The following is a 21,390-nucleotide window of genomic DNA, read 5'->3' as shown; positions in this document are numbered from 1 at the left end:
TAATGATGTTAATTCTTCCGGTTTTCCATAAAGCCGGTAAAAAAAAATTACATTATTTTCTATTTATGCGTAGAAGCATAAGTTTGGATGATGCTAAAACCAGCTTCATCAATTGCATAAGTTAATTTATCAATTTTAGAAGTCAGGATGTTGTACATGATAATCGCTAAAGTTGAAGTACCGATACCAGTTGCAGTATTGATAAGTGCCTCAGAGATACCTGTTGCTAATGCTGCTGAATCCGGAGCTCCAGAAGCACCTAAACCACCGAAGGCCTTGATCATACCTGTTACTGTTCCTAATAATCCCATTAATGTACCTACTGATACTAATGTTGCGATTACTGTTAAGTTTTGCTCTAACATTGGCATTTCTAATGTTGTAGCTTCTTCAATATCTTTTTGGATAGCTAAACATTTCTGGTCTGTGTCCATGTTTGCTTCAACTTCCATCTCACGATATTTTTTCAAACCAGATTTGATTACGTTAGCAACCGAACCTTGTTGTTTATCGCACTCAGCCATAGCTGCTTCGATATTATTTGAATTTAAAAGTGCTTGTACTTTTTTCACAAAAGCATCTAAATTAGATGTACCAGTTGCTTTTCCGATAACGATGAAACGTTCTACTGAGAATACGACTACCATTAAAAGCATACCCATTAAGATAGGAACGATTGGTCCACCTTTGTAAGCCATACCTGCATAGTTACCAACTTTAGGTAAGTTCTCAACGTTGTTGTCAATAAAGTTATTTGCATCTCCTAGAACGAATTTATAGATAAGTGCTGCGATAACAATACAAATAGGGATGACTAGAGTAGCGAATAGATTTGAAGCTGATGAGCTTTCCTTTTTAACTGTTGTTGGTTTTGGTGCGTTTGCCATTTTTTTAGTTTTTGAGTTTTTAGTACTTTGTTTTTTTTTAAATTTAGATTAAATATCTTGTAATACACACAACGACGAATAGAATCAAATGTTGCAATAACAAATCTACAACTTTGATTTTAATTCCAAATTAAATTATCATTACCAGGTAAATTTGATTTTCGCAATAAATCTATCGTCGCGTAGCTATTATTAAAAAAGATTGTCTCGGTTAGAAGACAATCTTTCACAATGAAAACTAAAAAAAAATTCAAATGCAAATTTTTCCTTAAAAAAAATGATTTAAAGTGTGTTTTCTACAACTTTTGGGACTGATTTCAGTATTTCGTCGTTCGCGAACTCCTCAAACTGCTTAAAGTTGTCAATAAACGCTTTAGCAAGTTCGTTTGCTTTCTGATCATATTGATGTTTGTCTGACCAGGTATTTCTTGGGTTTAAAATTTCTGAAGGAACACCCGGACAAGCGTCTGGCATTAATAATCCGAAAACAGGGTGTTCAATAAATGTTGCTGAAGTTAAACCGCCATTTAAAGCCGCCGTGATTAAAGCACGGGTATAGCTTAACTTCATCCGGCTGCCTGTACCATAAGCACCACCGCTCCAGCCTGTGTTCACTAACCAGACATTCACCTTGTGCTCTTCCATTTTCTTTCCAAGCAGATCGGCATATTTAGTCGGGTGCAAAGGCAGGAAAGCTTTTCCAAAACAAGCAGAGAAAGTTACCTGAGGCTCAGTTACCCCAGCCTCTGTACCTGCAACCTTGGCCGTATAGCCGGAAATGAAATGAAACATTGCCTGACCTGGAGTTAATTTTGACAATGGAGGTAAAACCCCGAAAGCATCTGCCGTCAAAAAGAAAATATTTTTAGGAATACCTGCAATAGAAGGTAAAACCGCATTGTCAATATAGTCTATCGGATAAGCTACCCTTGTATTCTCAGTTTTTTCAATATTTGAATAATCGACTGTCCTGGTGTTTGGAAAATAATTGATATTTTCCAGTAAAGCGCCGAATTTGATCGCATTATAGATCTGTGGCTCCTTTTCAGCAGTCAGGTCCACACATTTAGCATAACATCCACCTTCAAAATTGAAGACAGAAGAATCTCCCCAGCCATGCTCATCATCACCAATCAGCCCTCTTGCAGGGTCAGCAGATAAAGTTGTTTTACCAGTACCAGACAGGCCAAAGAAAATTGCAGTATCCCCCTGAGCGCCAACATTGGCAGAACAGTGCATAGATAAAGTATTTTTGAATTCAGGCAGAATGAAGTTTAAAACAGAGAAAATACCTTTTTTAATTTCACCCGTATAACCTGTTCCACCAATCAATATGATTTTGTCTGTGAAATTCAGAATTGCAAAGTTAGCCTGACGTGTGCCATCAACTGCCGGATCGGCCAAAAAAGTTGGTGCGGCAATAATTGTCCATTCAGGATTTTCAATCACCTCCCCTTCTTCTGGTCTGAGGAATAAATTATTAGCAAATAGATTTTGATAAGCGGTTTCAGTGATCACCCTGATGCTCATTTTGTAGGCTTCATCCGCACAAGCATAAGCGTCTCTCACATAAAACTTATCCTGATTAAGGTGTGTACAAACTTTGTGCAATAAAGACTCGAAATTTGACTGACTAAACTGAATATTAATATCGCCCCACCAAACTGAATCCCTCGTTACCTCATCCAGCACTATAAACCTGTCCTTTGGCGAACGACCAGTAAATTTACCAGTATCAATTGCCAAAGCACCTGAAGATGAGAGTGTACCCTCTCCATTATTGATCGCTTCTTCCACCAGTTCCGGTACACTTAACTGATAGTATGCATTCTCAGTACCCAAATTCAACCGGGATAAGTCTGGTTTAGGCATTAAAACTTTGCTCATAAAATGATTATTTGTTTAGGCAAAGCTAAGGAGATATTTATTGAAAAATTATCATTTCAAAGGAAATATTTCACTTATTGTGGCATATACACTATAGAACAACAATCTGTATATCAACGATTTAGCAACCGTATTATCCGCCAGATTTTTTCACTTTATAGCCTTCTTTTTGAAGCATCAAAACTACCTTATCTCTGAAGTCACCCTGCACCATAATCTCTCCATCTTTAGCACTTCCGCCTACCCCGCATTTGGTCTTCAGCATTTTTGATAATTTCTCTAAATCTTCTGCACTTCCCCGAAAACCAGTAACCAGCGTCACCGCTTTCCCCCCCCTGTTTTTCCGGTCCAGCATCACCCGTAAATCTTGTTGATTATTGGCAATTACTTCCTGCGGTGTCTCCTTGTCAGTTTCATAACTAAAAGAAGGGTCAGTGGAATACATGATCCCGCCAAGGTCGCTCAATGATTTTTTATTCGGTTTCATAATAATAGTATTAAATGGTAACTCCCATTGCTGCCGGTACAATTACATTTAAAGATAGCGGTGAGATCGTTACCTCAATCTCTCTGCCCATAAAATAAGGTTCACCGTCAATGTGGATAGCAGCATCCTCCACCCTGGTAATCTGGATCTCTTTTCCCTGGATAATTTCTACCAGATCTGACTTATCCGTGCTTGCATTCAGCATATGATAAGCTAACCAAGGCAATTTGTATAAGGGGAAAGATTTGATAATACAGACATCCAGCAAACCATCGGTCACTGAAGCATGCGGTGAAACATGCGCATTATTTCCATATTGAGAAGAATTTGCGACACTGACCACAAAAGCCGTCCTGGTATACCCTACCCCATCAACCCGGATATGATAAGTTTCAGGTTTATAATTAATCATTTCCTTGAGCCCGAGCTTGAAGTATCCCGTTAAGCCTCTTTTTTTATTGCCGACAAAGACAGAACTGATATGTGCATCAAATCCCATTCCGGCCATATTAAAGAAAAACTTATCATTAAATGTTCCCGTATCAATTTTAGTTACAGTCAGCTCATTCAATACCTGAATTGCTTTAGCCGTATTCATCGGTATTTTTAAGAATCTTGCCAAACCATTTCCCGATCCGAAAGGGATAATTCCCAGAATCTTTTGCTGCTGCATTACTTTCGCTGCAATCTCATTGATTGTTCCATCACCACCAACGGCAACAATAATATCAAAGTTCTTATTTGCAGCTTCTTCCGCTATCTCAGCAGCGTGTCCTACGTATTCCGTAAAGCTAAAATTCGGATTAAATTTGGATCTGTCCAGATTCGCATCAATGATAGCAGGTATCTTTAATTTATCCTTACCCCCGGATATAGGATTAATAATAAATAGAATGTTCGACTTTGCCAAAGGGATATGATTTAATTATGGCACAAAATAATTGATATTTTTTGACTATTTTGAATATATATAGTAATTTTGCAATATAAAGGTGGACTGATTTGCGATGTTATGTTAGCATGACGGGATTGCAACCACGTAAAAAAAAGTGCTAACCATTCATACACTTCATTTTACTGCCTGTTTTTACGGGGTCATTGTCCATTTTAAAGAATTGTTGATTATTTAACTAATTATTTAAAATGTCATATTTATTTACATCAGAATCTGTTTCTGAAGGTCATCCTGATAAAGTAGCAGATCAAATTTCGGATGCACTAATTGATAATTTTTTAGCATTTGATCCTGAATCAAAAGTTGCTTGTGAGACTTTAGTAACTACCGGACAAGTTTTCCTTGCCGGAGAAGTTAAATCCAAGGCATATCTTGATGTACAGAAGATCGCAAGAGAAGTAATCAATAAAATTGGTTACACTAAAGGTGAATATATGTTTGATAGTAACTCTTGTAGTGTACTGTCTGCTATTCATGAGCAATCTCCTGACATTAACCAGGGTGTAGACAAAGAAGACAAAACTACTCAGGGAGCTGGTGACCAGGGAATGATGTTCGGTTATGCAACCAGAGAGACTGAAAACTTTATGCCGCTTGCACTTGACCTTGCACACAAAATTCTGATTGAATTAGCTGCAATCCGTCGTGAAAATACGGAAATCACTTATTTACGTCCGGATGCAAAGTCTCAGGTTACTTTAGAATACAATGATAACAATGAGCCTGTAAGAATCGATTCTATCGTGGTATCTACACAACATGATGATTTCGATGAAGAGCAGACCATGCTTAAAAAGATAAAAGAAGATATTATCAACATCCTGATCCCACGTGTATCAAGCCAATATCCTCAGTTTAGCAAATTGTTCAACAAGGACATCAAATATCACATTAACCCAACTGGTAAATTTGTGATTGGTGGCCCTCATGGAGATACTGGTTTAACCGGAAGAAAGATCATTGTTGATACTTACGGTGGTAAAGGTGCACACGGTGGTGGTGCATTCTCAGGAAAAGATCCATCTAAAGTTGACCGTTCGGCAGCTTATGCAACCAGACACATCGCTAAAAACTTAGTGGCAGCTGGTGTTGCAGATGAAATCCTGGTACAGGTATCTTATGCAATTGGTGTTGCTCAGCCAATGGGTATTTACGTAAACACTTACGGAACAGCTAAGGTTAAAGCAGCAGACGGTAAATTACTTACTGATGGTGAAATCGCGAAAGAAGTTGAAAAAATCTTCGATATGACTCCTTATGGTATTGAAACCCGTTTGAAATTAAGAAACCCTATTTATTCAGAAACTGCAGCTTACGGGCACTTTGGTAAAAACAATGAAGTAATTACCAAAATCTTTAAAGCATCTAACGGTACTGAAAAAGAAGTTACAGTAGAATTATTCACCTGGGAAAAATTAGACTTTGTAGACGCAGTTAAAAAAGCGTTCTCTCTATAATCCGGTCAGGTAAAAAATACAGTAAAAAGGGCGATGTCTTCACAGACATCGCCCTTTTGCGTTTAAGTTCTGGTCAGGTTCTTAAGAGAAGTTAGGCAGGCCGGAAAAAGAATGGAAAATCAGCGGGTTTTATCGGTAAAGCCAGAATAAATCGTATTATTATTCAAAATATGAGATTATGATACGAAAGATTATATTTATCCTCTTTATCGGGCTTCAGCTGGGAAGAGTTTCCGCCCAGACTAAAACACCTGATTCGCTTTATGGGCAACTGTTTATTGATGTACAAATGCAGAATGTATTGAAGGACGGTAAAACTTTTGTGGATTGTATCCCAAAAAGAGATCCTGAAAAAATTCTTGAGGATTATATGAAATTAAAAGCCGCCAAAACAAAATTTAGCATTAAGGCTTTTGTAAATGATAACTTTATTCTTCCAGATACCAATGCTACAGTAGTAATCACGGCTAATCAACCGGTAGCTAAACATATCAATCAACTCTGGGAGGCACTGCTTCGTAAACCAGCAGAAAAAATCGCTAATAATTCCCTGCTTGATCTCCCTTCTCCTTATATCGTTCCCGGCGGACGCTTCAGAGAAGTCTATTATTGGGACAGTTATTTTACGATGTTAGGGCTGCAGGTATCCGGAGAAAATGAAACCATTGAAAATATGATCAAAAACTTTGCTTACCTGATTGAGCAGAATGGACATATTCCAAACGGAAACAGAAATTATTACCTCAGCAGATCTCAACCTCCGTTTTTCTCACTGATGATCGGGCTGCTTGCCCAAATCAAAGGAAATGAGGCCTACGCTACCTATTTACCGGCGCTGGAAAAAGAATATACGTATTGGATGGATCAGTCTGCTCCGACTAAACATGTAGTGGTTATGCCCGACGGAAGTAAGCTGAACCGCTATTACGACCAGTTAAATACGCCCAGACAAGAATCTTATAAGGAAGATGTGCTGATCGGCCAGCAAGCCGAAGCAAAAAACCCGGAAATATACCGTGATATAAGATCGGCAGCAGAAAGCGGCTGGGATTTCAGCAGCAGGTGGCTGGCAGATGGCATGCAATTAAAGACCATTCAAACTACACAAATTGTTCCTGTAGACCTGAATTGTTTATTGTATAACCTGGAACTCACCCTGCAGAAATGTTATGCACTTCAACACGATGTAGTCAAAGAAAAGCAGTATCAGACCTTGGCCTTAAAAAGGAAAGCCAGTATCCGGAAATATTTCTGGTCTCCAAAGTATTCCTGGTTTACAGATTACAATTTTAAAACTAAAAAACAGTCTCCTGTATTGAGTTTGGCAGGCATGTTTCCTTTATCCTTTAACCTGGCAGATTTAAAACAGGCAAAACTGGCTCAGCATATTTTACAGCAAAAATTCCTGAAACCGGGAGGATTGGTTTCTACACCGCTGAATACGCATCAACAATGGGATGCACCTAACGGCTGGGCTCCCTTACAATGGATGGCGATTACCGGGTTAGGTAATTATGGTTTTCATGGTTTAGAGAAACAGATTGCAGTGCGCTGGATCAATTTAAATACGAACGTTTATCAGCGTACAGGAAAGTTGATGGAGAAATACAATGTGGTAGACCTGCAATTGAAAGCCGGAGGTGGAGAATATGCTTCTCAGGATGGATTTGGATGGACGAATGGGGTATTAATTTCATTGATGAAAAAATACGGGTACACGAAATAAAAAAGAAAACCATTTATTGAAGGCTTTGTTTAATAAGCAAACAATCTTTATTATGGAACAACCAGCGGAAATGAACACACTTAGCCAGATTTTAGAAAAATTAAGGCAAAAAGGGTTAGATAACGAAATAAAGATGACTGACCACGGCAAAATGCAAGGTGTTGGTCTGCACAAAATCTATGTACCGGAAGATCTGACTATCATAAAAACTTATCGTTTTGAAGGTGACTCAGATCCGGCAGATAATTCTGTGCTTTATTTGTTAGAAGACAAAGAAGGCCAGATTGGCTACATTATTGATGCCTATGGCATGTACAGCTCTCATGAAGGAACGGGTTTTGATGATTTTCTCAAAAAGATCCCTACCGCCGACAGAGATCTGCAAGAATTATTTAAATAAATAGCCAGTGAATCAAAGGAAAACTTAACCAGTTTTCCTTTGTGCGTTTTACCTGTCTTAAGGACACTTCATTTTAGAATGAAGTATCAGCTTTTCAGGTTTGGTAATTTTGGTGAAGTCAATAACAAAAACTTCATGGACACCGGAATTATTTTAGATTGGAATACAATTGAATCCCGTACATTTTATGTACAAAAAAGAGCAGCACACCCCATTTATTATGCTTCCGCGCAGCAAAGCTGGATTATCTATGCTTATTCTTTAGCTAAAGAGGCTTTACAACATCAGGATGCACTGATTCCTGAACTTCAAACCAGCCATACTGGCCTGAATCAAAATGCAATTCAGTTAATTCAACAGTTAGCCCGGCTGAATAATTTCCAGCAGCATCAGCAGTCAAGAGCAGTAGCATTACAGCTTTATAATCAAATGTAGCCTGTTGCTGTACCTGAGTTGCTTGATTTTCTATTAGCACCAGTTATCACAGGACTGCCTATGGACTGGGTTGAGGTAGTTTGTAAAAAATTACCAGCGCTCTATATCCTGAAAAGCCTGAAGATTGGAACAGAAGATAGTAAGTTCCTGATTGATCAACTGCCGCTACTGGTTAAAATCATGTCCCCACAACAAACCGCAGCGGACACTATAAAACTTAATGAACTGATCAACAAGGTATTTTCCCTATTGCAAAAATACCTGCCCCATCACACAGCGGATAAAAACAGTTCAGTTTCCAGCGAATGGGCAACATTACTGATCGTTAATCTCATTGGCCTGTTGATTCAAAGCTATGATGCAGGAAGAGGTCTGCTGACTAATACACTCTTGCAGCTTGCCGATCACCCACAGCCAGTTCCGGAAATTGAAGCGGCAAACTATTTCAAACAAGCAGTCATTGAAACTTTACGTTTTGACCCACCCATACATTTAACCCGAAGGGTTGCAGGAAAAGATCTTTTGATAGGTGATCAATTGATCAAATCAGGAGAAATGATTACTATTTTACTGGCTGCAGCGAATCTTGATCCACAAGTGTTTGAATCTCCCTTAACCTATAATCCTTTTAGAATCAATAATCAGGAACACCTGACCTTTGGTGCGGGCCATCATCAATGTCTGGCTAAACATTTAGTGATTCACCTCACTGCAGAAACATTTAAAATTTTATACCAACGTATTCAAATTCTGCCGCAAACCATTACCTATGAGCCACTTTTAAATGCAAGACTGGTTAAAAATCTATTTATCACCCTTTAAAAAATCAAGAAAAATGATCGCAGTAATTTTTGAAGTTATCCCCGCAGCGGGAAAAATGGCAGACTATCTGGCCATTGCAGCAAAGCTTAATCCTGAACTCGCTGCCGTTGCGGGGTTTATATCTATCGAAAGATTCCAGAGCCTGGTACATCCGAATAAAATCTTGTCCTTGTCCTTTTGGGAAGATGAAAAAGCAATTCTCGAATGGAGAAATATTGAAATGCACCGTAATGCACAAGCACAGGGCCGTGAAACGGTTTTTAAGGACTACCATTTAAGAATAGCAACTGTGGTGAGAGACTACGGAATGTTTGACCGGGAAGAAGCGCCAAAAGATAGCAGAATAGTACACGGATAGATAACAACGGTTTAGCAAGGCTGCATTTCAAACGTTTGCGTTAATTTTAAGCCCTAAATCAGGGCCATTTTCAGGCCTTTCGTGATTAAAATGAATACCTTCAGCTTAGGAAAACACCCCTAACCTAAGACCATGTTCAAATTAACCGAGGTAAATTTTTTTTCTAAAGCAATCTTTGGGGTTGCCTTACTTTTCAGTATCAATTGTACACTCAGCCAGGCACAGCAATTAAAATATAAAACCGGCACAGAAACCTGGAACCCGGATTCATTAGGTAACCACCGTGCGGTTGTTAAGGTCAGCTCAGCTGGCGCAGTAGCAAAAACGGTCGTAGAATGGCGAAGAAAGGATGATCCGGCAAACAAAGAAATTATTGTGGTGGATGCCCGCTCCAATCAGCGGATATGGAATGTAAAAACGCAGGCCCTGACCAGAGAGACAGGAACTATTTATTTCGAACCAGTTTCTGGCGCAGGCACTTACTATATTTATTACCTGCCTTTTCATGTACAGCCGGGTTCAAATTATCCGACAGCAGTTTATAAAAAACCGTCCGATCGGGCCACATCAGCCTGGAAAAATAAAATAAGCGGTAAGACGATAGCTGCCAAAGTAGATTATCTGGAATCTTATAACCAGTTAAACAGCTTTTACCCGATGGAAGTCATCGCCACTGCAAAAGAAGTAGCAAGCCTGGTTTCGAAAAACAAAAGCCAGCCTTACCTCGTTTTCCCTGAAGACAGGTTACATCCCGTAAAGATGGAGAAAGACCTTCCTCAGCGCTGGGCGCTTAAAGGAACGGCGCTAAACTTTACAGATACGGCAGACCGGGGTGAAAACTTCAGCTTTCAGCTAGGTTTATATGCCTTTTCAAAAGATCTGCATCAGGTGACGTTAAAGTTTACTGATTTGAAAAGTATTGATGGGGCTATTATTCCCTCTTCTTTACTTTCGTGCCTCAATACCGACGGCATCAACTGGGATAACCAGGTATTAAAGAAACAGGTAGACGTGACTAAAGGAGAAATCCAATCTTTATGGTGTTTACTGGATATTCCGGAAGATACAAAACCCGCCACCTATAGCGGCACAGTGACCGTGATGACTGAGGGCAATGCAGCTGTGCCCATACAGCTTAAACTAGTAATCAGCCCGAAAAAGGCGGTTAACGGAGGCGTGAACGAACCTTGGAAACAAACCCGCTTAACGTGGTTGAATTCAACTTCAGGCCAGAAAAACGAATTGATCAAACCTTATATTCCTCTAAAAATAAATACGAATACGATTAGTTTATTAGGCAGAAAAGTGATGCTTGGGGACGATGGCATGCCGGCACAAATCGAATCGTTCTTTACAGAAGAAATGACAGGGATTGACCAGCGTCCGCGGCCATTATTGGCTGCTCCTTTTGCTCTGATTGCTGAAGAAGCAACTGGTTCGGTCATCCAATGGAAAACCAGAAAACCTGAAATCAAACAGTTAACGCCGGGCGAGGTGGAATGGACAGCCTTAAATACTTCCCCAAAATTAAAAATGGAGGTTAAAGCGAGTCTGGAGTTTGACGGGTTTATTAATTATACGATTAAACTTACTGCCTTAACAGCGCTAAAACTTAAAGACATCAGGATGGTCATCCCTTTTAAAAAGGAAGTTGCTGAATATATGATGGGGCTGAATTTAAAAGGCGGAAAAATACCTGCCGATTATAAATGGAAGTGGGATGTTGCCCATAAAAATCAGGATGGGGCCTGGATTGGTGCAGTAAATGCAGGTTTACGCTTTTCTTTGAGGGATGAACGCTATACCCGCCCGTTAAATACCAATTTTTATCTCGACAAACCTCTTGTACTACCCGGTTCATGGGGAAATCAGGATCAGGGAGGGATTGATATTCAACAGCAGGCAACACGTACTGCTGTAACCAACTATAGTGGCGCAAGGGAAATGAAAGCCGGAGATACGCTTTACTATAATTTCAATTTAATGATCACCCCTTTCCACACGCTGAATACAGCAGACCAGTGGGCAACAAGGTATTATCATAAATATGCTCCCGTAGACACGATTAAGGCCACAGGCGCTACAGTAATCAACATCCACCATGGTACTGCTATTAACCCTTATATCAATTATCCATTTATCGCACACCAGGCGATGAAGAGTTATATAGATTCGGCACATCACCTGGGTTTAAAAGTAAAAATATACAATACCGTTCGCGAGGTATCTAATAGTGCTTATGAATTGGCACCTTTAAGAAGTCTTGGGCACGAAGTATTCTCTAAAGGTAAAGGGGGCGGTTATGCGTGGTTACAGGAACATTTAAATGCGGATTATATTGCCGCGTGGTATGTCCCTGAAGTAAAAGATGCGGCGATTATCAATAGCGGGATGAGCCGCTGGCATAATTACTATGTAGAAGGAATGAGCTGGTTAGTGCAAAATGTTGGGATCGACGGCATTTATCTGGATGATGTGGCTTACGACAGAACGACCATGAAAAGAATTAAAAGAGTATTAACTCAAAATGGTCACCCTGGTATAATTGACCTGCACTCGGCAAACCAGTATAATAAACGCGATGGTTTTAATAACAGTGCCAATTTATACATGGATCATTTCCCCTATTTAAACAGGTTGTGGTTTGGAGAAAACTTCGATTATGAAAACAATACGCAAGATTTTTACCTGACAGAAATTTCAGGGATTCCATTTGGACTGATGGGTGAAATGCTGGAAGGCGGAGGCAATCCATGGAGAGGAATGGTTTATGGAATGACAAACCGGATGCCCTGGTCAGCGAATGCAGATCCACGCCCGATCTGGAAAATATGGGATAGTTTTGATCTTCAGCATAGCCGGATGATTGGCTATTGGGTCAAAAGCAATCCAGTTAAAATAACAGCGGCCAATGTTTTGGCAACCGTTTATTTAAAGGATAAAAAGGCGTTGATTGCTGTAGCAAGCTGGGCTAAAGAAGACATGAAAGTGAAACTTCAGCTGGACTGGAAAGCTTTGGGCATTGATCCTAAAAAAGCAAAGCTTAAAGCACCTGCTATACGGAACTTTCAACCGGCAGGCAGTTACGCTGTAAATGAAGAAATTCTTGTTAAAAAAGGAGAAGGTTTATTGCTGGTTCTGGAGTGATTTTCAGCGCCCAATTTTCGATTATGAAATGATCTGTCAAATAATTTTATCCACGACTTTCACAGAGCAAAACATAACACGCTGATAAAAAGATATTTAAATAAATATTTAAGCTAAAAATAATTGAATTATTTTTAGCTTATGTCACCACTTAGAGAATTAATCTGATCTAACTTTGCTTTGTGTGAATCTTTGAGAAGATTAGAAATCGTTCTTACCAACATTAAATAGTATACCTCATGGCTTTAGGTGTGTTTAGCCATGAGGTATCTATACTGCTGTTTTTTTCTTTTTACTTCCGAAGCACAGCTCTACTATCTTTCTTACTGTCCTGGTAATCTCTTTTCTTCCTGCTTCGGTATTCAGGTCAAGACCACATAAAGTACTCGCATTCTTTTTGGTGTGTAAAACAGAATAATAGATTCCACAAATAATAATGGCCGAAACAGCTCTGAAATTTATATCCGAATCTTTAAAATAAGGGTCTGTTAACTTTAACAGCTCCTCTCCCATAGCTTCACGCTTTCTGCTCAGCTCATTTAAAATATTACTTTTTTCCGAGATCTCCCAAAGGATGATCCGCTGCATTTCATCTTCATTAAAAAAGAAGTCAAATTGATTTTCGAAGATGCTGGACGAAAATTCAATCATGGTCTGCTTTTTATTGGAGGCCACCGCTGCATCACTTACCTTTTTAGAGAAAGTAACCCAATAATCCCTTTCTATAAGATAAGTTTCAATCAAAGAATCTACAGTGCCAAAATAGCGATAAATCAGCTTTTTACTGACTCCGGCACTTTTAGCAATAGCATTTACGCCCAAACCTGTATAGCCCTTTGAACGGATTATTTCCCCTACTGCATCAATAAGCTTACGCTCAGTTAGTTTCCTGTTTTTCGGTTCCGTCTTGTTTAAAACATTTTTATCCAGCATAATCTCTTTCGTAGGAATTTGTCCAAAAATAGAGTTTTATGTAATCTTTCAAACTTATTTTTTAGTTGATTTAATTAGAGAGCAGAGGAATTAACTGTATGCTGGATGCTAAGCAACCCTGTATGCGGCGATTAATTGATCTATTCGCCGCATAAAAGCGGCGATTAAACAAACATGCGGTGATTAGTTCGTATATTCACTGCATAAATGCGGCGAATATGTATATCCATGAACTAACTAACTGGCCAAATCTTTATTGGAACACAAAAAATCTAACTAAAAAACTGGGCGAAGTCAGATACCGCCAAGGCAAAATACTGGGTCAGATGAGTGCACTTGGGTTTAATCTCAAAGAAGAAACTATCCTCCAAACGCTTACACTGGACGTGACCAAATCAAGTGAAATTGAAGGCGTATACCTGGACAATGAACAAGTCCGCTCTTCTATCGCCAAACGCCTGGGCATAGAGATCGCAGGCGCTATACAAACAGAGCGTCACGTGGATGGTGTAGTAGAAATGATGCTCGACGCAATTCAGCAATATCAGCAGCCTTTATCTGCCGAAAGATTAAATAACTGGCATGGCTCTTTATTCCCTTCAGGACGCAGCGGGCTTTATAAAATAAAAGTGGCCGGATTACGTGATGGGCCTATGCAGGTTGTATCGGGTGCAATGGGCAAAGAAAAAATACATTTTGAAGCACCTTCCGCAGAAAAGCTTCTCATTGAAATGACCAGGTTTACGAACTGGCTGAATAACGAACAGAACCTTGACCCGGTTATTAAAGCAGCGCTCGCACATCTATGGTTTGTGACCATACATCCTTTTGACGATGGAAATGGCCGTATGACAAGGGCGATCACAGATATGCTGTTAGCGAGAGCGGACCAAACAGAAAACCGGTTTTATAGTATGTCTGCTCAAATACAAAAAGACCGGAATCAGTATTATGAAATCCTTGAAAAAACTCAAAAAGGGTCATTGGATGTCACGGCGTGGTTAAATTGGTTTTTAGATTGCCTGTACCGTGCTATGGACAGTACAGATATAATACTGGATGCCATCAGAACCAGGGCTCTTTTTTGGGAAGTAAACCGGAATACAACATTTAATATCCGTCAGCAGGAAATACTTGATTTGTTGCTGGATGGGTTCTTTGGGAATTTAACAGTCTCTAAATGGTCAAAAATCACTAAAGCTTCGAAGGATACTGCGCTTAGAGATATTCAGGATTTGGTTAAAAAGAACATCCTTGTGCAGCAGGGAGCTGGCAGGAGTACGAATTATCAGCTCATTAATTAGCCTATTGACAGGGAATATGCAGACTAAAGCAGGTTCTCTCCTCCGTAGAATCCACCGTTAAATTACCCCCATGGGCTTTAGCAATTTCAGCAGAGATATACAGTCCTAAACCCAATCCTTCGCCGTTGCGGTTTGCTGCTCCTCTGTGAAAAGGAAGAAATAACTTCTGCTGCTTGGCTTCGGGTATCTTCTGGCCCTCATTATATACGTCTAATTGGAACTCATGCTGATTAGAAATAGCTTTCACAACAATAGGAGTACCGGGCGTACCATAGCTCATGGCATTTCCAAGTATATTTGAGAATAACTGGGCTATTCTTTTATGGTCACAACTGATCTCAGTTTGAATTGAAAGATCTGCTATGATCTCTTTTTCTGGCGAGAGCATACGGAGCTCAGTTATCACCTGGGGCAGGGATGCTTCAAGCGTCCCTCCACTGTTAAAGTTCAGGGTTATTCCATCCCCAAGTCTTCCCCGGGCAAAATCCAGTACATTTTCTATCAACCCATTAATTCTGAATGAGCTGTCTATAATAATATTGGCTAATTTCTTTCCGCGTTCGTCTAAGTTTAATCTTTTTAAAAGTTGGCCGCTATTCCGTATTGCCCCTAGTGGATTACGCAGGTCATGCCCTAATATCGCGATAAACTGGTCACGCAATACAGCGGTTTCTTTTTCCTCTTTCAAAGAGTTTTCTGTAGCAATCAGTTTCCGGGCGGTATTCAAATGAAAAGCAATCATATTTGCATACAATTTAAACATTGCAAGAATTTCAGATTTATCTAAATTTGCAGGAGCAGGATCAATGGCACAAAGTGTCCCGAAGAAATAATCGTCATTCAGAATTATCGGAACTGATATATAACTTTGAAAGCCATATTCTTTTGGGGTATGATGATTGGAATATTTGGCATCTTTAGCCACATAGCTAATCACCACAGGTTCTCTTGCATTTTCAATTTCGTAACAGATAGTACTTTCAACCCTGAGTTCGTCTCCGGGCTTTAATCCGAAGTTTATTTTATCTAGAACTACACAGGTGATCCAGCGTTCTTTAGTCACCCGCGCAACCGCAGCGAACCCCATGCCTGTAATTTTGCAAATGACATCCAGGATGCTATTTACTTCTGCTATTTTAGAGACGGACTCAATATCCTGATTAAAATCTATTGATAAACTATCTTCCATAAATGTAATCTTAACAAGATCGATTTTTAGAAATCATGTATAACCAAAGTTAATCTTTTTTTAAACAGTTAGCGATTCAAAGCTTTACCACAGTATTGAGCAGCGAGCCACCGTTTAGGAGCTTCGCTGCTTATACTTATTCTTTAGCTTTTATTGCTGTAATCCTTAGTTTTACATATTCAATTACCTCTTTATATTTAACAGGATCGGGCTTACTGGCTAAATAAAGCTTATAATATTTGACTGCGGTCTGTTTGCGCGCAATTTTGAAATCGTTGATCAGCCCTAAATTATAAAATACCCCGCCGTCATTCTCAAAGGTGAGACTTTTCAAATAAGAATCGTTGGCATTTTTAAGCATTGAGTTCGCTTCATAAGTCTCCCCAAGAATCTTATAATATTTGTCAGTATTAGAAGAAATCCCCTCTTTGATAGCAAGTTTCATACTTTCAATCGAATTAGGATAATCATTTAATTCCCTATAGCATAAAGCTGTATAATACAGGATCACTTCGCTTTTCTGCTGTAGTTTTTCAATAGCTTTAAACATTCCCAGTGCTTTAAGATATTCCTTTTTTATGAAATAAGCTTTACCCAGGTTATTAAGCACGTAACCGGAACTATCCCCTAAAGTCATCAGTTGATTACCGGTTTTAATAGTTTCCTCTATTTTTGACAAAGCAATACATACAGGCATTTTAGCTTTCAGTAATATCATATTGGAGGTGTCCGCTGCTAAAGCAGTTTGTATAACTGTATAAGCCTGTTCATTTTTATTGATCAGATTTAAACTATAGGATAAATCGAAAGCTACATCAGGATGTACAGGATTCAGCGCATTTGCTTTTGTAAGAAAGTCAATCTTTTCAGGAGCTGTGGGTGCAATCACCAATGCTGCCAATTGCTTGTAAACGTTGAAATTTGTACTATCTATCTTAGCGATTTCAAGATAAAAAGATTTTGACCTCGTATCATCGCCTCTGCGGTGACTGATATTAGCCAGGTTAAATAAAACCGGTAAATTATTGGGATGATCACTATGCAATTTGAGATAATATTTTTCTGCAACAGGCAGATTTCCCGCCATCATATTGGCATAAGCAAGCTGAGAAATCTCTTTAGGCACTTCGGTAGTAACGGAGTATACCGATTTAAGGTAATCTGCAGCCTCCGTATAGCGCTGCGCCTGGTAAAGATCAAGCAACTTCTCCTGATCAATCTTTGAGACAATTTGGGCGATTGAAAATAACGGAGCGCTTAATATGATAATTATATAAATTAATTTCCTCATTTAGAATATATTACCTTCTGTTTTACGCCAATCATTAAGCTGTCAGCATTAAATATAATAAATCATTTAACGATTAAATAATCTTCCAACATTCACCAAACAGCCATCAGACATCATTAAAGACTATTTAATTAACATCAAAACTTCATTAGTTACCTTCAAAGATAATTAAAAACAATCCATAGTTTAATTAATATTTTGTTTTACTTATTAAATTAACTATGTTGCGCTTATTATTTAACCTTTAATACTAAATATTATGAGTAATCAAATTGAAAAATTTAATGCTGAAATGATCAGTCCATTAAATCAAAATGAAATGAAAAATGTTTTAGGTGGCGCTCAAGCACCGCTTGCTGAGTATCCATCTATAAACAAAGATCGCACAACAGGTGAAATCACAGTAAAAGGCGATAACGATTAACATTGCATTTAGCCTGGCCGATGTTCTTACAGATTTCATCAGCCAGGCTATTTCAACTTTGATTATCCTGTCAAAGGAATTATCTAATTAAATGATTTGATGCCTATGATCCTGATTTTAACAGCCCACGGAGATCATTCTACAGATCAAACCATCGATTGGCTAAATTATTATAATGTTCAGTATCAAAGAATAAACATCGACGACTTACTGGCCAATCACACCGTCGCTTACAGCATTGATCACAATCATAGTGAATTTACAATTGATCAGCATCAAACTTCAGATTTCAAGGTCGTCTGGTTCCGGAAATCCGGAGTTTTCAGAAGCTCAGACTTAATGCTGCAATCGAAAAACATATTAAGTGATCAGTTATCAAGCTTTCTATCTTTTGAGTATACAGCATTTATTCAGGCTTTAACAATTTCGTTTACCAAGGCAAAGTGGTTATGCAATATAGAGGCTGTGAATAGCTTAGATAAAACCAAACAATTGATATTGGCATCAAAAGCCGGCCTGGACATTCCCGAATCTTTAATTACCAATGATAGAAAACAGGCTATAGCATTTTTACAAAAATTAAAGGGAAAATCAATTATAAAACCACTTGCTGAATCAGAGATCTTCGGCACCCCGGAAAATAAATACAGTATCTCTCCTAAATTATTAAGCAAAGACTTTTTCAGATACTTTAAGCGCAAAAAATTCCTCCCGTCTTTGATTCAGGAATACCTGGAAAAAGATATAGAGCTCAGGATATTTTATTTAGATAGTGAATGTTATGCAATGGCAATTTTCTCTCAATTAGATGAACAGACAAAGGTTGACTACAGAAATTACAATTTCAAGAAACCAAATAGATTTGTCCCTTATAATTTGCCAAAGACCATTCTCAAAAGCATTCAATGTTTCATGGAATATGCCGGTTTAAACACGGGCTCTATTGATATGATTAAAACTAAAAGCGGACGGTTCGTATTCCTCGAAGTTAATCCCAAAGGCCAGTATGATATGGTTTCTAATCCATGCAATTATTTTCTGGAAGAAAAGATTGCTTTGTCTTTAATCAATAAATTAAATTAATATGTCCATTTTACTTTTCATCAAAAAGAGTTTAGTAAAGTTTCTGCCTTTAAATGCAATTTCAGCAGACCCCGTAAAGCCAAAAACATCTTCAGGGATGCCAGCTGGCTATAGAAGTACACATTATAAGAACGACGCAAGTCTCATTATCAACGCTGCCAAGCCCATTTCAATGAATATTGATTATGGGAAATAAATATATCAGGCTTTTCGCCTGCTGCTTGATAGTCAAAGGGAATAGAAGAGCAACTTTAGTTGACCTTCAAAGGGGTGATTTTATCTTTTTGCCACTTCAGATCGCAGAGCTTTTACTACAAAGCAATTCAGTTACGGTCGCTCAGCTTACTTCTGCGTATAGTGAAGAGGATGCGGGAGAAATCTCTAAGTACTTCGATCACCTGATTAAAAATGAGTATGCTTTTTATACGGACGAACCTGAATCTTTTCCACTTCTCTGCTTAGATTGGAAGACTCCAAATCATATTACAAATGCAATAATTGATTATGACCGCAACTCATTCTTCAACATCCGGGATGTCGTTAATCAGCTAGAGCAGCTCGGATGTGCGACTATACAATTCCGCTTCTACGATGCTTTTGATTTTAGCTTTCTGATGCAAACGCTGACACATGTTGCTGACGGCATTGGAAAAATCCGCAGTATTGAACTCTCATTGTGCTACAACCCACTTATATCCAAACTTCAGTACCTTAAGCTGATCAACTTATTTCCCAGAGTGATTTCAGTGGTCATTCACAGTGCTCCTGATGGGTATGATTATAAATTTCCGGGCAGCATACATGAACTTCGCTATATCCAACAGAAGATCACTAACGAAACACATTGCGGGTTTATTAGTCCGGAATATTTCAGAGCGAACAAATACTTCTTTACGGAGTCACTGCAGTTCAATTCTTGTTTAAACAGAAAAATAGCTGTGGACAAAACAGGGGACATAAAAAACTGTCCGGCTATGAAACATAGTTTTGGCAGTGTTTTTTCAACAAGTTTATTAGAAATATCCCATCAGCCCGATTTCCAGAAAGTATGGAGCATGAATAAAGATAAAATTGAAGTCTGTAAAGATTGTGAATTCCGTTATATGTGTACCGATTGCAGAGCTTTTATACCGGATGAGTATAGCAAACCTGCCAAATGTAAATATGATCCCTATACGATGAGCTGGGCATAAGTCTGAATATAAACATTAATTTTAGCTATGAATAAAATTCAATTACTTTTAATCTTTTTTATACTTAATGCAGGAAACAGTTTTGGCCAAAATGTTAATGTTTATGATTTAGGCCTGAATTATATTAAGAAAAACCAATATCTAAAAGCAATTGATACCATTAAAGTCCTTAGGAAAAAGTATTATGAAGCTCACAAATCGGCTCCGGGAAATTTATCTACCTACAGTTATGACCAGGCTATCAACTTGTTTACTGCATTTATTGGCGAGGATTACCCGTATAAATTCAAGGAAAAAGATTCCCTTTCAAAGCATCATAAAGTAAGTTTTACGCCAGCAATACCGTATATCATTAACCGCGCAAAAGATCAAACCGTAGTGATGATTAATGAAAATCATCTGATTCCAAAACACCGGATCTTAACTTACAATTTACTGCAGCAATTCTATAATATTGGTTTTAGATACCTGGCCCTAGAAGCATTAACGCCTGAAGATTCTGTTAGCCTGAACAGGGATAAAGCAGCCGTCTATGCGAATGAACCAAATATGGCTAATTTAATCAGAGAGGCACAAAGGTTAGGTTTCCGCCTGATTGCTTATGAAAGTGAAGACCATACGCCTGATAATCCAGATTTCCCGGCTCACAGAAGAAATATGAGAGAATTACTGCAGGCTAGAAATTTATACCAGGTCATTGTAAAAGATCCTAAGGCTAAAATCCTTGTGCATGCGGGCGTTTCTCATATATGGGAACAGGCAGCAACGAGCAAGGGTATGTATATGGCTGAATATTTTAAAGTAATATCGGGTATTGATCCATTAACCATCAATCAGAGCGTATTGCAGGAAAATGAATTCATGGCCAGACTGGATGGCTCAGCAGCTTCTGAATCCACGGGTATGCCATTCGTAGTACTGGACAGCTTGAATTCACCGGGTATTTCAGCTGCAGACAGAAAAGGTGATTATGATTTACTTGTAGCCTGGCCAACGCCAAAAAACAGGCTCGGACGCAGTGATTATATGCTGCAGAAAACAGGGACGAAAATCAAGATGATTGATTTGTGGATATTCCGAACAAAGTACACCAGTGTTCCACGGCAAAGTACACCACTTCTTTGAGCGGCATAAAATACACTAACTATGCATTATACCCACTAAACAAGAGTGGTATTTTTCAAACTTAATGATTTTTTTTATTTCGTAAAGATTTTCCCGTAAGGGCTATTCTGTGCGCAGAAGCTGACAGCCTGTCCATAATTGCGTCGGCCAATGTTGGTTCATCAATAAAAGCATACCATGTATCCACCGGAAGCTGTGAAGTAATGATTGTAGCCCCATTCCCGTATCTATCCTCCAGGATATCCAGCACGGCAATCCTGGCATCATTATTCAAAGCCTTCAATCCA

Annotated in this window: 21 protein-coding genes; 13 read left to right on the top strand and 8 right to left on the bottom strand. The window is 38.8% G+C overall.

Going from position 1 to position 21,390, the window contains the following annotated elements:
• Window positions 1-59: 59 nt before the first annotated feature.
• From LY11_RS17965 to LY11_RS17950, 4 genes are all read right to left on the bottom strand, one after another.
• A complete protein-coding gene (locus tag LY11_RS17965) occupies window positions 60-887 on the bottom strand; it encodes a MotA/TolQ/ExbB proton channel family protein (RefSeq protein ID WP_111635033.1) in 828 nt (275 codons plus the stop codon).
• 282 nt (window positions 888-1,169) lie between these two features.
• The gene (gene pckA, locus LY11_RS17960; protein ID WP_111635032.1) at window positions 1,170-2,774 is read right to left on the bottom strand and encodes a phosphoenolpyruvate carboxykinase (ATP); all 1,605 of its coding nucleotides are present in this window, start codon (window positions 2,772-2,774) and stop codon (window positions 1,170-1,172) included.
• 133 nt (window positions 2,775-2,907) lie between these two features.
• Complete coding sequence (locus LY11_RS17955) at window positions 2,908-3,261, bottom strand: translation initiation factor (protein WP_111635031.1); 354 nt, start codon at window positions 3,259-3,261, stop codon at window positions 2,908-2,910.
• 10 nt (window positions 3,262-3,271) lie between these two features.
• Window positions 3,272-4,171, bottom strand: coding sequence for a diacylglycerol/lipid kinase family protein (locus LY11_RS17950; RefSeq protein ID WP_111635030.1), 900 nt, complete (start codon window positions 4,169-4,171; stop codon window positions 3,272-3,274).
• Window positions 4,172-4,404: 233 nt separating this feature from the next.
• On the opposite strand from LY11_RS17950, the gene metK reads away from it, so the two are divergent.
• The 7 genes from metK to LY11_RS17915 all read left to right on the top strand — a co-directional run bounded on the left by metK (window position 4,405) and on the right by LY11_RS17915 (window position 12,561).
• Window positions 4,405-5,673, top strand: a complete 1,269-nt coding sequence (gene metK, locus LY11_RS17945) for a methionine adenosyltransferase (RefSeq protein ID WP_111635029.1) — start codon at window positions 4,405-4,407, stop codon at window positions 5,671-5,673.
• Window positions 5,674-5,851: 178 nt separating this feature from the next.
• The gene (treF, locus tag LY11_RS17940; RefSeq protein WP_111635028.1) at window positions 5,852-7,399 is read left to right on the top strand and encodes an alpha,alpha-trehalase TreF; all 1,548 of its coding nucleotides are present in this window, start codon (window positions 5,852-5,854) and stop codon (window positions 7,397-7,399) included.
• Window positions 7,400-7,451: 52 nt separating this feature from the next.
• Window positions 7,452-7,799 carry a hypothetical protein gene (locus LY11_RS17935; RefSeq protein ID WP_111635027.1) on the top strand — a complete coding sequence of 116 codons (348 nt, stop codon included), beginning with the start codon at window positions 7,452-7,454 and terminating at the stop codon, window positions 7,797-7,799.
• Window positions 7,800-7,877: 78 nt separating this feature from the next.
• Window positions 7,878-8,234, top strand: coding sequence for a hypothetical protein (locus LY11_RS17930; RefSeq protein ID WP_111635026.1), 357 nt, complete (start codon window positions 7,878-7,880; stop codon window positions 8,232-8,234).
• A gap of 60 nt (window positions 8,235-8,294) precedes the next feature.
• Window positions 8,295-9,056 (top strand): cytochrome P450, encoded by a 762-nt coding sequence (locus LY11_RS17925; protein WP_111635025.1) that lies wholly within the window; start codon window positions 8,295-8,297, stop codon window positions 9,054-9,056.
• 13 nt (window positions 9,057-9,069) lie between these two features.
• Entirely contained in the window at window positions 9,070-9,414 is a 345-nt protein-coding gene (locus LY11_RS17920; protein WP_111635105.1) for an antibiotic biosynthesis monooxygenase family protein, read from the top strand.
• A gap of 132 nt (window positions 9,415-9,546) precedes the next feature.
• Entirely contained in the window at window positions 9,547-12,561 is a 3,015-nt protein-coding gene (locus tag LY11_RS17915; RefSeq protein WP_111635024.1) for a glycoside hydrolase domain-containing protein, read from the top strand.
• Window positions 12,562-12,831: 270 nt separating this feature from the next.
• On the opposite strand, the gene LY11_RS17910 is transcribed toward LY11_RS17915, so the two are convergent.
• Window positions 12,832-13,494 carry a TetR/AcrR family transcriptional regulator gene (locus LY11_RS17910; protein WP_111635023.1) on the bottom strand — a complete coding sequence of 221 codons (663 nt, stop codon included), beginning with the start codon at window positions 13,492-13,494 and terminating at the stop codon, window positions 12,832-12,834.
• A 218-nt stretch (window positions 13,495-13,712) separates the two neighbouring features.
• Between LY11_RS17910 and LY11_RS17905 the strand changes: the two genes are divergently transcribed.
• Entirely contained in the window at window positions 13,713-14,798 is a 1,086-nt protein-coding gene (locus LY11_RS17905; RefSeq protein ID WP_111635022.1) for a Fic family protein, read from the top strand.
• Between the two features lies 1 nt (window position 14,799).
• Here LY11_RS17905 and LY11_RS17900 read toward each other — a convergent pair whose 3' ends face one another.
• Both LY11_RS17900 and LY11_RS17895 read right to left on the bottom strand, forming a co-directional pair.
• Entirely contained in the window at window positions 14,800-15,987 is a 1,188-nt protein-coding gene (locus LY11_RS17900) for a GAF domain-containing sensor histidine kinase (RefSeq protein ID WP_111635021.1), read from the bottom strand.
• A 136-nt stretch (window positions 15,988-16,123) separates the two neighbouring features.
• Window positions 16,124-17,278, bottom strand: a complete 1,155-nt coding sequence (locus tag LY11_RS17895; protein WP_111635020.1) for a tetratricopeptide repeat protein — start codon at window positions 17,276-17,278, stop codon at window positions 16,124-16,126.
• Between the two features lie 259 nt (window positions 17,279-17,537).
• Here LY11_RS17895 and LY11_RS26750 point away from each other — a divergent pair, with 259 nt between their 5' ends.
• From LY11_RS26750 to LY11_RS17875, 5 genes are all read left to right on the top strand, one after another.
• Window positions 17,538-17,702, top strand: a complete 165-nt coding sequence (locus tag LY11_RS26750; RefSeq protein WP_170132716.1) for a hypothetical protein — start codon at window positions 17,538-17,540, stop codon at window positions 17,700-17,702.
• A 105-nt stretch (window positions 17,703-17,807) separates the two neighbouring features.
• Entirely contained in the window at window positions 17,808-18,785 is a 978-nt protein-coding gene (gwsG, locus tag LY11_RS17890; RefSeq protein WP_170132715.1) for a grasp-with-spasm system ATP-grasp peptide maturase, read from the top strand.
• A 1-nt stretch (window position 18,786) separates the two neighbouring features.
• Window positions 18,787-18,981 (top strand): hypothetical protein, encoded by a 195-nt coding sequence (locus tag LY11_RS17885; RefSeq protein ID WP_111635018.1) that lies wholly within the window; start codon window positions 18,787-18,789, stop codon window positions 18,979-18,981.
• Window positions 18,971-19,978 carry a grasp-with-spasm system SPASM domain peptide maturase gene (gwsS, locus tag LY11_RS17880; RefSeq protein WP_111635017.1) on the top strand — a complete coding sequence of 336 codons (1,008 nt, stop codon included), beginning with the start codon at window positions 18,971-18,973 and terminating at the stop codon, window positions 19,976-19,978. The genes LY11_RS17885 and gwsS overlap by 11 nt, the downstream gene beginning before the upstream one ends.
• A gap of 27 nt (window positions 19,979-20,005) precedes the next feature.
• Complete coding sequence (locus LY11_RS17875) at window positions 20,006-21,103, top strand: hypothetical protein (RefSeq protein ID WP_111635016.1); 1,098 nt, start codon at window positions 20,006-20,008, stop codon at window positions 21,101-21,103.
• 61 nt (window positions 21,104-21,164) lie between these two features.
• Here the strand turns inward: LY11_RS17875 and LY11_RS17870 are convergent.
• Window positions 21,165-21,390 (bottom strand): ATP-binding protein (locus LY11_RS17870; RefSeq protein ID WP_170132714.1); only part of this gene is annotated, 226 nt, incomplete at its 5' end.

The sequence above is a fragment of the Pedobacter cryoconitis genome, assembly GCF_003259615.1.
GTDB classification, from domain to species: domain Bacteria; phylum Bacteroidota; class Bacteroidia; order Sphingobacteriales; family Sphingobacteriaceae; genus Pedobacter; species Pedobacter cryoconitis.
The sequence above is the reverse complement of the archived record's forward strand: the minus strand, read 5'-3'. Positions and strand labels throughout refer to the sequence as shown.